General features: G+C 66.8%; 19 protein-coding genes. 13 read left to right on the top strand and 6 right to left on the bottom strand.

Annotated features, from left to right (window positions below; translation table 11 throughout):
• The first annotated feature begins 3 nt into the window (after positions 1-3).
• The 5 genes from EXE63_RS07900 (at position 4) to usfY (ending at position 2,328) form a co-directional block, all read left to right on the top strand.
• Positions 4-432, top strand: coding sequence for an SRPBCC domain-containing protein (locus EXE63_RS07900; protein WP_168141475.1), 429 nt, complete (start codon positions 4-6; stop codon positions 430-432).
• A complete protein-coding gene (locus EXE63_RS07895) occupies positions 429-770 on the top strand; it encodes an ArsR/SmtB family transcription factor (RefSeq protein WP_234904419.1) in 342 nt (113 codons plus the stop codon). The genes EXE63_RS07900 and EXE63_RS07895 overlap by 4 nt, the downstream gene beginning before the upstream one ends.
• Before the next feature lie 11 nt (positions 771-781).
• The gene (locus tag EXE63_RS07890; protein WP_168141474.1) at positions 782-1,471 is read left to right on the top strand and encodes a PAS and ANTAR domain-containing protein; all 690 of its coding nucleotides are present in this window, start codon (positions 782-784) and stop codon (positions 1,469-1,471) included.
• An 89-nt stretch (positions 1,472-1,560) separates the two neighbouring features.
• Positions 1,561-1,920 carry a hypothetical protein gene (locus EXE63_RS07885; protein ID WP_372513102.1) on the top strand — a complete coding sequence of 120 codons (360 nt, stop codon included), beginning with the start codon at positions 1,561-1,563 and terminating at the stop codon, positions 1,918-1,920.
• Between the two features lie 99 nt (positions 1,921-2,019).
• Positions 2,020-2,328: a protein UsfY gene (usfY, locus tag EXE63_RS07880; RefSeq protein WP_168141472.1), complete on the top strand. Its 309-nt coding sequence runs from the start codon at positions 2,020-2,022 to the stop codon at positions 2,326-2,328.
• Between the two features lie 69 nt (positions 2,329-2,397).
• Here usfY and mbp1 read toward each other — a convergent pair whose 3' ends face one another.
• The gene (gene mbp1 / locus EXE63_RS07875; protein WP_168141471.1) at positions 2,398-2,634 is read right to left on the bottom strand and encodes a microaggregate-binding protein 1; all 237 of its coding nucleotides are present in this window, start codon (positions 2,632-2,634) and stop codon (positions 2,398-2,400) included.
• A gap of 164 nt (positions 2,635-2,798) precedes the next feature.
• On the opposite strand from mbp1, the gene EXE63_RS07870 reads away from it, so the two are divergent.
• From EXE63_RS07870 to EXE63_RS07850, 5 genes are read left to right on the top strand one after another with little or no spacing between them, the layout of a single operon-like run.
• Positions 2,799-3,044, top strand: coding sequence for a hypothetical protein (locus tag EXE63_RS07870; RefSeq protein WP_210000627.1), 246 nt, complete (start codon positions 2,799-2,801; stop codon positions 3,042-3,044).
• Positions 3,041-3,196 (top strand): DUF6131 family protein, encoded by a 156-nt coding sequence (locus tag EXE63_RS07865; RefSeq protein WP_168141469.1) that lies wholly within the window; start codon positions 3,041-3,043, stop codon positions 3,194-3,196. The genes EXE63_RS07870 and EXE63_RS07865 overlap by 4 nt, the downstream gene beginning before the upstream one ends.
• 34 nt (positions 3,197-3,230) lie before the next feature.
• Positions 3,231-3,776 (top strand): DUF6328 family protein, encoded by a 546-nt coding sequence (locus EXE63_RS07860; RefSeq protein ID WP_168141468.1) that lies wholly within the window; start codon positions 3,231-3,233, stop codon positions 3,774-3,776.
• A gap of 17 nt (positions 3,777-3,793) precedes the next feature.
• Positions 3,794-4,777 (top strand): LLM class F420-dependent oxidoreductase, encoded by a 984-nt coding sequence (locus EXE63_RS07855; RefSeq protein WP_168141467.1) that lies wholly within the window; start codon positions 3,794-3,796, stop codon positions 4,775-4,777.
• Positions 4,774-5,463, top strand: a complete 690-nt coding sequence (locus tag EXE63_RS07850; RefSeq protein ID WP_210000376.1) for a methyltransferase — start codon at positions 4,774-4,776, stop codon at positions 5,461-5,463. Before EXE63_RS07855 ends, EXE63_RS07850 begins: the two co-directional genes overlap by 4 nt.
• 125 nt (positions 5,464-5,588) lie before the next feature.
• Here EXE63_RS07850 and EXE63_RS07845 read toward each other — a convergent pair whose 3' ends face one another.
• The gene (locus EXE63_RS07845) at positions 5,589-6,446 is read right to left on the bottom strand and encodes a DoxX family protein (RefSeq protein WP_168141466.1); all 858 of its coding nucleotides are present in this window, start codon (positions 6,444-6,446) and stop codon (positions 5,589-5,591) included.
• A gap of 433 nt (positions 6,447-6,879) precedes the next feature.
• On the opposite strand from EXE63_RS07845, the gene EXE63_RS07840 reads away from it, so the two are divergent.
• On the top strand, positions 6,880-7,305 hold the full coding sequence (locus tag EXE63_RS07840; RefSeq protein ID WP_168141465.1) for an ATP-binding protein: 426 nt from the start codon (positions 6,880-6,882) through the stop codon (positions 7,303-7,305).
• A complete protein-coding gene (locus EXE63_RS07835; protein WP_168141464.1) occupies positions 7,302-8,054 on the top strand; it encodes an RNA polymerase sigma factor SigF in 753 nt (250 codons plus the stop codon). Before EXE63_RS07840 ends, EXE63_RS07835 begins: the two co-directional genes overlap by 4 nt.
• A gap of 1 nt (position 8,055) precedes the next feature.
• Here EXE63_RS07835 and EXE63_RS07830 read toward each other — a convergent pair whose 3' ends face one another.
• A complete protein-coding gene (locus EXE63_RS07830; RefSeq protein WP_168141463.1) occupies positions 8,056-8,328 on the bottom strand; it encodes an STAS domain-containing protein in 273 nt (90 codons plus the stop codon).
• A gap of 413 nt (positions 8,329-8,741) precedes the next feature.
• Here EXE63_RS07830 and EXE63_RS07825 point away from each other — a divergent pair, with 413 nt between their 5' ends.
• On the top strand, positions 8,742-9,305 hold the full coding sequence (locus EXE63_RS07825; RefSeq protein ID WP_168141462.1) for a nucleotidyltransferase family protein: 564 nt from the start codon (positions 8,742-8,744) through the stop codon (positions 9,303-9,305).
• A gap of 1 nt (position 9,306) precedes the next feature.
• Here the strand turns inward: EXE63_RS07825 and EXE63_RS07820 are convergent, their stop codons facing one another.
• The 3 genes from EXE63_RS07820 to EXE63_RS07810 form a co-directional block, all read right to left on the bottom strand.
• On the bottom strand, positions 9,307-9,639 hold the full coding sequence (locus EXE63_RS07820) for a hypothetical protein (protein WP_057167231.1): 333 nt from the start codon (positions 9,637-9,639) through the stop codon (positions 9,307-9,309).
• 80 nt (positions 9,640-9,719) lie between these two features.
• The gene (locus tag EXE63_RS07815; RefSeq protein ID WP_168141461.1) at positions 9,720-11,516 is read right to left on the bottom strand and encodes an acetyl/propionyl/methylcrotonyl-CoA carboxylase subunit alpha; all 1,797 of its coding nucleotides are present in this window, start codon (positions 11,514-11,516) and stop codon (positions 9,720-9,722) included.
• A 270-nt stretch (positions 11,517-11,786) separates the two neighbouring features.
• Positions 11,787-13,220, bottom strand: coding sequence for a hypothetical protein (locus EXE63_RS07810; RefSeq protein ID WP_168141460.1), 1,434 nt, complete (start codon positions 13,218-13,220; stop codon positions 11,787-11,789).
• Positions 13,221-13,324: the final 104 nt, after the last annotated feature.

Below are 13,324 nucleotides of genomic sequence, written 5' to 3'. Positions count from 1 at the left end.
CCCATGGACACGCTCGACATCACCCGCAGCATCGACATCGCCGCCCCCATCACCGCGGTGTGGTCGGCGCTCACCGAGGCGGATCTGATCGCCCAATGGCTGGGCGACAGCGCCGAATTCGAGGCCGTCGCCGGCGGCACCGGCTACTTCGGCTGGCCCGAGCACGGCAAGTTCCGGGTGCTGGTCGAACAGGCCGAAAAACCCCGGCTGCTGGTCTACCGGTGGGCCCGGGAGGCCGACACCGACCCGGTGCCCGGGAACTCGACCGTCGTGCGCATCGAGCTCTTCGAGATCGAGGGCGGAACCCGACTCGCGCTGGTGGAAAGCGGATTCGAACAATTGCACAACGCCGAGACCGCGCATGCCGAGAATCAGAGCGGGTGGACCGCCGAACTCCGCGAGTTGGTCGAGTTCCTGACCTCGGCGTCGTGACACCCGACTCTGCTGCGCCGGACCCGCCGACCCTGCTGGCCGTGCTGGCCGACGACACTCGTTGGCGCATCCTCACCGAACTCGGTGCTGCCGAGTTGTCGGCGAGCGCGCTGGCGACCCGCCTGCCGGTGAGCAGGCAGGCGATCGCCAAGCACCTTTCGGTGTTGGCTGAGGCCGGTCTGGTCGAACCGGTCCGGGCCGGTCGCGAGATCCGTTATCGCGCACTCGGTGCCCGGCTCAGCGCGCTGGGCGCCGAACTGACGGTGATCGGTCAGCAATGGGATCGTCGTCTTTTGGCTATCAAGCGCATCGCCGAAGGGCTGGATGACCGGGCATAATCCATCTCGAAATGAGCGATGGACAACACGTCGGCGAACAGCCGGAGGAAGAGCTCGCACTCGCCGCCGGCGAACATCAGCATGTCGGCTGGTTCCGTTTCCATTTCGCCGATGAGCGGTGGGAATGGTCCGAACAGGTGCAGCGCATGCACGGCTACGAGCCCGGCACGGTGCAACCGACCACCGAACTGGTGCTGGCGCACAAACATCCGGATGACTACGGGCAGGTCGCGGCCACGCTGGCGGAGATCCGGCGTACCGGCGCGGCGTTCAGTACGCGGCACCGGATTGTCGACACCCACGGTGACACCCACCATGTCGTGGTCGTCGCCGATCAGCTGTTCGCCGACGACGGCAGCACCGTCATAGGCACCCACGGGTTCTACATCGACGCCACACCCTCGGGGCAGACGGGTGTGCACGAGCAGCAGGAACGGGTGAGTCAGGCCGTCGCCGAGATCGCCGAGGCCCGCAGCGGTATCGAACAGGCCAAGGGCATGCTCATGCTGATCTACCGCATCACCGCCGATGCCGCCTTCGAGCTGCTGAAATGGCGGTCGCAGGAGACCAACACCAAGCTGCGGGCCCTCACGGAGCAGATCGTCAAGGATTTCCTCGAACTCGACTACCAGGAGCTGCTGCCGCACCGCAGCGTGTTCGACCGACTGCTGTTGACCGCCCACCTGCGCGTCGGATCCTGACGTTTACGCCCGCGTCCGCTCGGGCATCCCACGCGCATGATGATCGGCACCACGGGGGCATGCTCCGGGTTCTTCGCGGAGTGAGTGCCGTGCGCGCCGAACCGAGCGTCAGACGCGAGGACCCCGAGGTGCGTTCGGCGATCCGCTTCTGTCTTGTGACGGCCACCCTCGGCGTGCTGTTCCTGATTGTGGCTGCCGCGCTGACCAGGGGCTGCCAGGGTGCCGTCGTCGATTCCGTGACGTGCGGGCGCCCGCAACGCCTCGTGCTGGCGCTGGGGGCGCCGGTGATCTTGTTCGGCGGCGGAGTCCGCGCGTTCCTGCACACGTACCGAACCTGGAAGCACCGGCAGACGTGGTGGGCGTGGCAGGGGGCCGGCTGGTTCCTGATGCTGCTGATGATGACGGTCCTGACCATGAGCCTTCCGGTGCTCGCGGGGTTCGGCGGATGATGGCGTTCGGCCACAGCGGAAGACGGACAGTCCTACCCTTGACATAAGCCCGGCAACGGGTGGAGGTGGGAGAAGTAGGTCGGGGAAAAGGAGTACGCCATGAAAGGCCCCAAAGATCCTGTAGACCACACCCGCACGACCCGCACGCATGCCGGCGAGTCCATGAAAGACAACGTGATCATGCCCGCGTTGATCGTGATCGGCGTGGCACTCGTACTGTTCGTCGGCTGCCTGGCCGCCTTCGCCACCCGGCACCACGATGTCGGCCTGATGCTCGGCGCGCTTTCGGCCGCAGGTTTCATCATCGGAGCGCTGTGGATGGCGATCGAACACGTCCGGGTGCGCCGCATCGAGGACCGTTGGTATGCAGAGCATCCCGAGGTCACCCGGCAGCGGCCGGCCAGCTAGCCCCGAACGTGGAAAGGCCCAGCCCCGCGGGGGAGCTGGGCTGGGCCGGTCCGGTGGGCCGAAGAGCGGTTACTGCTCGGCCTTCTGACGTTCCTCTGCAGCGGAGGCGCCGGCGCGAGCACTCTCGGCTTCGGCTTCCTTCTTGGCCACATCGCGTTCGGCGTCGGCCTTGTCCTGCTGGGCCTGGCCCTCACGGGTGAGGTCATCGCGGCCGGTGACGGAGCCGACGGCTTCCTTGGCCTTGCCCTTGACGTCTTCGACCAGGCCGCTGACGCCGGATTCGGGACCTGTCTTCTTGTCAGTCATGTTCAACCTTTCCGCTACGGGAGTGGATTGGTGTCCCGCACCACCTGAGGCTTCCCGAGGGCCCGGTGTATGAAACATCGACGGGCGCGCCGAAATCCGGCCGTGAATGAGGTTTGACGCGATCGTCAAAGGGGTACCCGGTGCCTGCATTCATCCAAGGCAATTTGGAGGCTTCCATGGGACGCGGACTCATCGGCACGCTCGTGTTGATCTGGTTGTTGATCGGGGTGTTCGCGGCGTTTCAGCGCGACTATTTCGACAGCGGTGCTGCCAACTGTGCGACCGCCGGGACCATCGCGCTGACCGTGGTCGCCGGGCCACTGAACTACGGCGGTGTCAACCCCAAGGTGACGGATTGCAAACTGCCGGAACCCAGTTCGATGGGACCGATGGAAATGAGGGTGTCGTGATCGTTGTCGGAGCAATACTGCTGATTCTCGGCCTCGTGCTGGATGTCTATCTGCTGTGGGTGATCGGTGTCGTGCTGCTGGTCGTCGGAGCCGTCTTCTGGGCGCTCGGTGCGATCGGTCGGCCGGTCGGCGGTAGGCGCGCCTGGTACTAGCGGCCGGGACCGACGACGACCCGACGAGGTCGACGTGGATCACCTGGAGCAGGACCGGCGTTGGAACGAACACGCTCGTCACGAGACGAGTGTGCAAAGGCTGGACCGTAACTGGTCCAGCCTTTTGCAGGAGCTCAGGGTCGTGCAGACCGGAGTCCAGCTCCTGACGGGTCTGCTGCTCACCCTGCCGTTCCACGACGGTTTCGAGGATCTGCGTCCCGGACTGCGGATCGTCTACCTGGTCACGGTGTCCTGCTCGATCGGTGCGACGGTGTTGCTGATCGCGCCGATCGGCATTCACCGACTGCTGTTCCGTCGGCATCGGCTGGACGTCGTCGTGGTGACCGCGCACCGACTGGCCTACGCGGGCATCCTGCTGCTGGCACTCACCCTGTCCGGTGTGATGGTGCTGATCTTCGGGGCGGTGCTCGATCTGTGGGCCGGGGTCTTGGCGGGCACGATCACCGGCGCGGGCATCGTGGCCTTCTGGCTGGTATTGCCGGTGGTGCTCCGCGTTCGGGGCGGGACGCCCGAGGCTCGGAGCGCCGAGGACCGGTCGCCGCGTTTGCCCACGGGGTGAACGGGTATGCCGGGGCCATGACCAGATTCGGATACACCCTGATGACCGAGCAGACTGGTCCGAAAGATCTTGTTCGCCATGCAGTTTCCGCCGAACAGGTCGGCTTCGACTTCGAGGTCTGCAGTGATCACTACTCGCCATGGCTGGCGGCTCAGGGCCACGCGCCCAACGCCTGGCCGGTGCTGGGCGCGGTGGCTCATGCCACCTCCGAAGTGAACCTGTACTCCTATGTGACGTGCCCGACCATGCGGTATCACCCCGCGGTGGTCGCCCAGCAGGCCGCGACCCTGCAGATTCTCGCCGACGGCAGGTTCACGCTCGGGTTGGGCAGCGGTGAGAACCTCAACGAACACGTCGTGGGAAGGGGCTGGCCCACCGCGGGCCGCCGGCTGGACATGCTCGCCGAGGCGATCAAGCTCATTCGCGAATTGTTCAGCGGGGAGTTGGTGGACTTCCGTGGTGAGTACTTCACCGTCGAATCCGCACGGCTGTGGGATCTACCGCAGGTGCCGGTGGGTTTGGCGGTCGCGATGGCAGGTGAGCGGGCTGTCGGGCAACTGGCCGTGCTGTCCGACCATCTCATCAATACCGCACCCGACGTCGATGTCGTACAGGGCTGGCATACCGAACGACAAGGCATGGGCCTGACCGAGGGGCGAGTCATCGGACAGCTGCCCATCTGCTGGGATCCCGACCGCGATGATGCGATAGCGCGTGCTCACGATCAGTTCAGGTGGTTCGCCGGCGGGTGGCCGGTCAACGCGGACCTGCCCACCCCGGCCGGCTTCGCCGCGGCCACCAAATTCGTCCGGCCGGACGACGTGGCATCGGCGATACCGTGCGGGCCCGATCTCGATGGCATCGTCGAGGCGGTGCGACCCTACCGGGACGCCGGCTTCACCGATATCGCGCTGGTCCAGATCGGCGGGGACACCCAGGATCAGTTTCTGTCCGAGGCGGCCAAACCCCTGCTCACCGCCTTGCGCTCGGAACTGGGATGAGAACGACGATCACCAGGATGGCGTCGGACTACGCCACCGTGTATCGGCCGCAACAGGATTCGTACCTCTTGGTGCAAGCCCTGCAGCAGGCCGTTCCGGTGGCGGGGCGGCGGGTTCTGGATCTGTGCTCGGGTAGCGGTGTGGTCGCCATGGCGGCCGCCGGCCTGGACGCCGCCAGCGTCACCGGCTTCGACATCTGCCCGCGCGCCGTGCAGTACGCGCGCGCCCGCGCAGCTGTGGCCGGTGCGCGGATCGACATCCGGCTGGGGTCGTGGACACAGGCACTGGAGTGCGCTCCGTTCGACGTGGTGGCGTGTAATCCGCCGTCTGTGCCCACTCAGCCCGACAGTGGGGGCGCGGCGGCCGGGGCGTGGGGCGCGCCCAGCACGCCATGGAACGGTGGACCGGATGGTCGATTGATCCTGGACCCCCTCTGTCAGTCCGCCGCACCCATGCTGGTGGACGGCGGCACACTGCTGTTGGTCCATTCGGAGTTGTCCGATGTCGACCGGTCGCTCGAACAACTTCGCGGCAGCGGGCTCGACGCCCGCATCGTGCTCGACGAGCAGATCCGCTTCGGCTCGGTGCTCGGAGAACAGGCGGCCTGGCTGGAGCAGACCGGACGCCTGGACAAGGGATGCCGCGAGGAGAAGATCGTGGTCATCCAGGCCGACAAGCCGGCCTGACTGCGTAACACCCCACCACAGCATCGCCGGCCCCACCCGAAAGGGGCAGGGCCGGCGAGAGGCTCATGACATCAGGACCGCATCAGAGTTGCTTGCGGGCCCGCCGCCAGCGGGATGACAGCTGCTCACCACCCTGCTCGATGGCGGTCTCGGCCAACTCCGAACCCCGACGGCGCGCCTCTGCGGCAAGGGGTGCGGCGCGGTCGGCGCCCTTTGTGCAGGGCGAGGGCGCTGCGCTCATAGGCCTCAGCGGCCAGCGGAGCGGCGCGGTCGGCGCCCTTGTGCAGGGCGTGAGCGCTGCGTTCATAGGCCTGGGCGGCCAATGGTGCGGCCTTGTCCTCGGCCTTCCGCAGCGCCTTGGCGCTGCGTTCGTACGCGGTGGCGGCCAGCGGTGCGGCCCTGTCGAACGCGGTTTCGGCGAGTTCGCGGCCGCGGTCCACGCCGGTCTGTACGCCGTGGCTGAGCTTGTCGGCCAACTCCGCATCGATCAGCGCGTCGTGCGAGCCCGGCATCGCGGCTGAAACCCGCTCGGCCACACGCTGTCCGGCGCGGCGACCCCGCCAGCCAAGCGACGGCTTTCCGGCCGTGTCGGCGGAGGCGAGCACCAAGCCGCCGATCAGGCTCAGATCGGTCAGGAACCCACGCCGTTTCTCGGCCTTGAGTGCCGGATCGTTCTCATCCCAGAACATGTGCTTGCCGAGGTTGCCGGGGATGACGGTGGCCGCCAGCAGAGCCGAGGCGACTCGCGGTATCCGACCGGTGGCCAGCAGCAGACCACCGCCGATCTGCACGGCGGCATTGATCCGCGCGACGGTGACGGCGTTGTCGGGGATCTGATCGGCGACCGAACTCGGAAGCGCGTGGGCCGCGTCAAGGGTCGGTTGAACGACCTCGGCGGCGGGCTTCACATCGCGGAGGGCTTCAATTCCCTGTCCGATGAAGGCGGCTGACAACAGTGGGCGGGCGATTCGACGAACCAACATGGCCGTGGAGTGCCCAGCCCGAGCCGGATGCAAACACGCGCCAGCCCGGGTGTGGTTGGCTCCCAACACGTCAGCTGTGGCGGTCAGGATCGTCGATGGCGGGTGCCGGGACGTCCCCGCACCCCTGGCACGAAACAGCCGGGGAGGTTTGGAAACCCCCTGCTGGAGGGTAGTGACGGCGGCAGGCTCGTGCGCAACTCAGGCCATCATCGGTCCGAGCATGAGGAACGCCACGGCATACACGCCGATGGCGACGAGGATGATCGTCAGCACCACCGCGACCGCGATGAGAATCCGGCGCAACGTGTTGTTGCTCATACAGCAGGATTACCCGGCGCACGTCGGGGTGACACACCCGTGAGGCGGTGCAGCACCGTTGGTTAGCTACCAGCAGTTGTGGGGTAACCTCCGAGCGGACTCAGCGGGAGGTCAGATGGTGCACGGTACGGGCACGCACGACGGTGCGGTCGTCGGAGACAGATCGGTTGAACTACGGGTGGCTGCCACCGTGGAGAATCTGGCCGTGCTGCGGGCTCTGGTGTCCGCTGTCGCGACCTTCGAGGATCTGGATTTCGATGCCGTCTCCGATTTGCGCCTGGCGGTCGACGAGGCCGCGACCCGGTTGATCCGGTCGGCGGCGCCCGGCTCGCCGTTGCTGGTGCGGGTCGAACCGCGCGAGGACGCGGTGGTGGTTCGTGCGTCGACGACATGTGAGGTCGACGAAGAGACGATTGTGGCTCCCGGCAGCTTCAGCTGGCATGTCCTCAAATCGCTGACCGATGAGGTCAGCACCTTCAACGAGGCGAACAGCGTGTTCGGGATTGCGCTCACCGCGAGACGAGCGAGCCTGCTGCAGTGAGTTCGGAATACGCCGACGTCATCGAGATGTTCCGCGAGCTCCGCGAACTCCCCGATGGCTCAGCACAATTCGCGCGTCAACGCGAGCGGATAGTGCAGCGCTGCCTTCCCCTGGCAGACCACATTGCGCGGCGGTTCGAGGGCCGCGGCGAAGCCCGCGACGACCTGGTGCAGGTGGCCCGCGTCGGATTGGTCAACGCCGTCAACCGCTTCGACGTCGACGCCGGATCGGACTTCGCCTCCTACGCCGTGCCGACGATCATGGGCGAGGTGCGCAGGCATTTCCGTGACAACGGTTGGTCGGTGAAGGTGCCCCGCAGGCTCAAGGAACTGCACCTGCGGTTGGGTGCGGCCACCGCGGAGTTGTCGCAACGGTTGGGTCACGCGCCGACCCCTACCGAACTCGCTGCCGAGCTCGGGATGGATCGCCAAGAGGTGGTCGAAGGACTGATCGCCGGTAGCTCGTACAACACGCTGTCCATCGACAGCGGTGGTTCGGGTGACGACGAGGCGCCGGCGATCGCCGACACGCTGGGGTCTTCGGACGACGCGCTGGATCAGATCGAGAACCGGGAAGCGTTGCGGCCCCTGCTGGCCACATTGCCCGAGCGCGAGCGCACGGTGCTGATCCTGAGGTTCTTCGAGTCGATGACGCAGTCGCAGATCGCCGAGCGTGTCGGCATCTCACAGATGCACGTGTCGCGGCTGTTGGCGAAATCGCTGGCGCGCCTGCGGGACGAGCTGCAGTAGCTCAGCCCGCGCGGCGCAGTTCGCCGAGCGCGTGGTCGGGATCGCAGATCTGCAACATCCGGTCGACGGGTGCGCTGGTCAGCAGATTCCATTGCACGTTCTGTCCGGCGGCTTGGACACTCACTTTGTGAACTGCCGAAAATGCTTCGGCCGCAAAGAATGTCACGCCGCTGAGGTCGAGCACCAATTTGTCGGCATTGCGCAGGCGAAGTTGGACGTATTCGCTGAACTGTGTGGTGTTGGCCGCGTCGAGTTCACCTTCGACGGTGATCACGACGGTCGACGGCGGTAGCGCCTGTGTGGTGTAGCTCGCCCGATCGCGGGTGAGGTGCTGCGTAGCGGCGACTTGCGCGGTGTCGGTGAGGTGAGACATTTTGCGGACTCCATCAGTCGGGTGCACGTCGGATGAACCTGTGTGTGCTGGGACGCGTCTGCGTATCCGGGGTGTGAGAAGAATCAGCCCCATGTGCTTGAGGCGTGTCGTGCGGACTCTCGCAGGCCCCGTAGAGTGCGGTGACGCGTGCTGCCGGCTGTGAACTCAACCTGGTAACGACCCTACGCCACATGATCACCGCGAACAATCGCCTTACCGGACTCTCATCAAGGCGCATGCTGCCCGCCATCGTCGACGCGGACGTCATTCCCCCGGGTGCTGGGCCGGGCACCCCCGGGGTTCACACTGATGACATGTCGACTGACGTCCACGCCGCCGGCGTGCTGTTGGCCGCCGGTGCCGGCACCCGCTATGGAATGCCGAAAGTGCTTGCTGTCAAGGGTGATTGGTTGAGACGCGCGGTTTCGGCGCTGGATCATGGTGGCTGTGATGAGGTGATCGTGGTGTTGGGCGCTGCCGGTGTGGACACGGTGGACCTGCCCGCCCCGGCCCGCGCGGTGCACGCCGCCGACTGGGCCGACGGATTGTCGGCGTCATTGCGGTCGGGGTTGAGCGCCGCGGATGCGGCCTATGCCGTCGTGCATCTCGTGGATACCCCCGATGTCGGGGCCGATGTGGTGGCAAGGGTGCTGGAGGCGGCCCGCTCGGCACCGTCCGGGCTGGCCAGAGCGGTCTATGCCGGCCGTCCGGGACATCCCGTCGTCATCGCGCGCCGGTACTGGCCGGAATTGCTCACCGGACTGAGCGGTGATGTGGGAGCCGGGCCGTTCCTGCGCGCCCGGTCCGACGTTGTCACCGTCGAATGTGGTGACCTGGCCGGCGGCGCCGATATCGACGAGCGACCGGAGCGCTCCTGAGTCAGGTGTGCACCGTGAGGCCCAGCGCGGCCGACGCGTAGCGCCGCACGGTGTCCTCGGACATCGCGGCGGCGTCCTCGAAGCCCGGCCGTGCCCTGCTGGCCATGAACCCCGTCTCGCGGTCCAGGGTGACCTCGGCCAGCAGTTCACCGGTGCTCGGCTCGCACACCGCCCAGGTGTAGCGGGTGTCGGACTCCCAGCCGTCGGCGGCCTCGTCGATGTAATCGAGGTCGGTTTCGCCGAGGTCGGCCAGGGCCGGGCGGTCATCGACGCGATCGTCGTAGCGCAGTCCCCGCAGGTACCACTGCCCGTTGTTGATTTCGACAGGTTCCATGGCGTCAGCCCGACGAACGGCCACTTATCGCACGGAGGTCTCGATAGAGCGTGCAATAAGTGGCCATTCGGGAAAGGGTTCTAGTCCTTGATCTCGGCGATCACGGTGCCCTGGGTGATGGCGGCACCGGCCTCGACGGACAGCCCGGTGATGGTGCCGTCCTTGTGGGCGGTGACCGGGTTCTCCATCTTCATGGCCTCCAGAACCACGACCAGATCACCGGCGGCAACCTGCTGGCCCTCTTCGACGGCCACCTTCACGACGGTGCCCTGCATGGGTGCGGTCACCGAGTCGCCGGAGGCCGCCGCGCCGCCGCTGCCGCCGCGCTTGCGCGCCTTGGGCTTCTTGCGGATGGCGCCGGCTGCGGCGCCGCCCCCGCCACCAATGGCCAGGTCACCGGGCAGCGAGACCTCCAGGCGACGTCCGCCGACCTCGACGACCACCTTCTGCCGGGGCAGGTTGTCCTCTTCGTCGAGGGGCTCACCGGCGGTGAACGGTTCGACGGTGTTGTCCCATTCGGTCTCGATCCAGCGGGTGTGCACGGTGAACCCGTCGGCGTCGCCGATGAAGGCGGGGTCGGAGACCACGGCACGATGGAACGGGATGACGGTCGCGAGCCCTTCGACATTGAATTCAGCGAGGGCTCGACGACTCCGGGCCAGGGCCTCGTCGCGGGTGGCGCCGGTGACGATCAGCTTGGCCAGCATCGAGTCGAACTGGCCGCCGATGACCGAACCGCTCTCGACGCCCGAGTCCATGCGCACGCCGGGGCCGGTGGGGGGCTCGAACTTGGAGACCGGGCCGGGGGCGGGCAGGAAGCCGCGGCCGGCGTCCTCACCGTTGATGCGGAACTCGAAGGAGTGACCGCGCGGCGTCGGGTCCTCGGTGATGTCCAGGGCCTCGCCGTTGGCGATCTTGAACTGCTGCAGCACGAGGTCGATACCGGAGGTCTCCTCGGTGACCGGGTGTTCCACCTGCAGGCGGGTGTTGACCTCGAGGAAGCTGATCAGGCCGTCCTGGCCGACCAGGTATTCGACGGTGCCGGCACCGTAGTAGCCGGCCTCCTTGCAGATGCGCTTGGCGGACTCGTGGATCTCCTTGCGCTGCGCGTCGGTCAGGAAGGGGGCGGGGGCCTCCTCGACCAGCTTCTGGAAGCGGCGCTGCAGCGAGCAGTCGCGGGTACCCGCGACGACCACGTTGCCGTGCGTGTCGGCGATGACCTGAGCCTCGACGTGGCGCGGCTTGTCCAGGTAACGCTCGACGAAGCACTCGCCGCGCCCGAATGCGGCGACGGCCTCACGGGTGGCGGAGTCGAACAGTTCCGGGATCTCTTCGATGGTGCGGGCGACCTTCATGCCGCGGCCGCCACCGCCGAAGGCGGCCTTGATCGCGATCGGCAGGCCGTGCTCCTTGGCGAAGGCCAGGATCTCGTCGGCGTCCTTGACCGGATCGGAGGTGCCCGGGACCAGGGGAGCGTCGGCGCGCGCGGCGATGTGGCGCGCAGTCACCTTGTCGCCGAGGTCGCGGATCGACTGCGGGCTGGGCCCGATCCAGATCAACCCGGCGTCGAGGACGGCCTGGGCGAACTCGGCGTTCTCGCTCAGGAAGCCGTAGCCGGGATGGATGGCATTGGCGCCGGACTTCTCGGCGGCCTCGAGCAGCTTTTCGAACACGAGATAGGACTCGGCCGAGGTCTGGCCGCCGAGGGCGAACGCCTCGTCGGCGAGCCGCACGTGGGGAGCATCGGCGTCCGGCTCGGCGTAGACGGCCACGCTGGCCAGCCCGGCGTCTTTCGCGGCTCGGATCACACGGACGGCGATCTCCCCGCGGTTGGCGACGAGCACCTTTGAGATCTTCGAGCTGGCGTGACTGGGCACCGGGCCTCCTGAATGGCATGTTCTCTAAGAAACGTCTTTAAGAATGTATCGGGCGAAGTTTATGTGTCCAATTCCGGGGTGGCGAGTCGGACCCCCGATTTTCGGGCGAGTTACCGTTGCCCTTCCGGTAAGGCGAGTTTGTTACTGGTCGGTACGTGTGACGTGCGCGGTAGCTGCGCTGCGGGAATGCCCCCGATTGCATCCTCAGACTGGAACGGCGGTGCCCCGCTTCGGGGCACCGCCGCTTGTAGACAGTTGTCGAGTTCGTGCTCAGCCGAACAGGGTGGGGATGCCCTTCATCGACGGTGACGGTTCCACACCGAGGGCATTGGCCAACAGTGACGGCGCCACATCGAGGATGTCGACCTCCTTGCGCGACGGATCCGCGGTCACACCCGCGCCGGCGGCCAGCAGGATGCCTTCGGGGATGTGGTAGCCGGTGTTCACGCCACCGATGCGCGAATGCACGCTCAGACCCAACTCGGTCGCCGGGACGGTCACGCCGGCGTCGGCGCCCGCAGCCCGCAGCGTCACGGTCGTGGTGTCATCGCCGGGCACCGTGTAGTCGATGCCGAAGGTGACGGTCTTGCCCTCCACCCGCAGCCGGGCGAACAGCCGTTCGGAGCCGTTCACCAGAACCGATTCCAGCGGTGCGACGGCCTCGGCGGCATCGGACTCGGACCCGAAGACCAGTGAGAGCATCGGGTACATCGCCAGCGCGACGTCGGCGGGCTTGAGGCCCAGCTTGGCGATCAGCTTGGTGTGGTCGTCCAGGACGAAGCGGCCGCCGTCGAATTTGGGCACCTCGACCGGGCCCTGGCCCATGCTGGCCGACAGCACCAGCATCGACTGCGGATGCTTGGCCAGGTACTTGCGGATGCGGCCGATCTGGCGGTCGGTGATGTCCATGGCGGCGACGATGAAGCTGCCGTACACCTCGTCGGCGTCGTACTCGTACTTCTCGGTGTAACCGGGCATACCGTCACCCCAGAACCGGTGCATCATGCCGGCCACGTGGTTGGTGAAGAAGACGCTCAGGCGCGGGTTGTTCTTTCGGTGCTGGCGCCAGTACAGGTCGAAGCTCAGTGGGGCCTGCATCGCCGATCGGAAAGCCTTGTAGCGCGGGTCGATTCGCTCCTTGACCAGATGGGTGGCCAGGGTGGCGGTGACCCGCGGGGTCAGCCCGAGCCGCACCAGATCCACCGCAGTACCGGCCAGTGCCTTGGGGCTCAGTGCGGAATCCGGCGAGAATCCGTTCTCACCGGTCATCGCGAGGTTGAACGCCTGGAAGCGTTCCAGCGCGGGCGGATAGGTCTTGGCGTCGGAGCTGAAGGTGTCGGGCACATAGAAGCCGCCGTGCTTGAACGGGCGGGCGGGCCAGCTCTGCATCGGGCCGAACAACCCGACGGACAGGCCGGCCTTCTCGGCCACGTCCCAGATCGGCTCGCCGCGGAACGTCGAGGGATCCTGGCCCAGGTCGAAGGAGTTGTGTTCGTAGGAGGAGGTGTGCAGCGTCGGCCAGGTGCGCCACGGCTGCAGGCCCTGCAGTTCTTCGCGGTCCTCGTGCACGGTGGTCAGCGACTGACCCTCGGCCAGCAGCGCGGCGAGGTGCGAGTCGGGACGATTCTTGACGTAGATGTCGACGACATCCCACGGGACTTCGTTGAGCTCATAGAGAATGACGTCTCTGGCCTGCCGGTTCATCGAGCCGGGCCCCTTTCCTATCGTCCTGTGCGCTGGCCCCCGCCCAACACCGTGGCATCCCAGCCGGCGGGCGGTGCGGACGGCTCGCTGGCTAGTTAGCTGGC

This window comes from Mycolicibacterium frederiksbergense (assembly GCF_012223425.1).
GTDB lineage: Bacteria > Actinomycetota > Actinomycetes > Mycobacteriales > Mycobacteriaceae > Mycobacterium > Mycobacterium frederiksbergense.
Note: the sequence above shows the minus strand (reverse complement) of the source record. Positions and strands in the feature narration are given on the sequence as shown.

Coding starts and splice junctions, on each gene's coding strand:
- usfY (WP_168141472.1), top strand. CDS start 2,020: ATGAAAGGCCCCAAAGATCCTGTAGACCACACCCGCACGACCCGCACG.
- EXE63_RS07825 (WP_168141462.1), top strand. CDS start 8,742: ATGTCGACTGACGTCCACGCCGCCGGCGTGCTGTTGGCCGCCGGTGCC.
- EXE63_RS07845 (WP_168141466.1), bottom strand. CDS start 6,446: ATGTTGGTTCGTCGAATCGCCCGCCCACTGTTGTCAGCCGCCTTCATC.
- EXE63_RS07890 (WP_168141474.1), top strand. CDS start 782: ATGAGCGATGGACAACACGTCGGCGAACAGCCGGAGGAAGAGCTCGCA.
- EXE63_RS07850 (WP_210000376.1), top strand. CDS start 4,774: ATGAGAACGACGATCACCAGGATGGCGTCGGACTACGCCACCGTGTAT.
- EXE63_RS07900 (WP_168141475.1), top strand. CDS start 4: ATGGACACGCTCGACATCACCCGCAGCATCGACATCGCCGCCCCCATC.
- EXE63_RS07820 (WP_057167231.1), bottom strand. CDS start 9,639: ATGGAACCTGTCGAAATCAACAACGGGCAGTGGTACCTGCGGGGACTG.
- mbp1 (WP_168141471.1), bottom strand. CDS start 2,634: ATGACTGACAAGAAGACAGGTCCCGAATCCGGCGTCAGCGGCCTGGTC.
- EXE63_RS07855 (WP_168141467.1), top strand. CDS start 3,794: ATGACCAGATTCGGATACACCCTGATGACCGAGCAGACTGGTCCGAAA.
- EXE63_RS07810 (WP_168141460.1), bottom strand. CDS start 13,220: ATGAACCGGCAGGCCAGAGACGTCATTCTCTATGAGCTCAACGAAGTC.
- EXE63_RS07840 (WP_168141465.1), top strand. CDS start 6,880: ATGGTGCACGGTACGGGCACGCACGACGGTGCGGTCGTCGGAGACAGA.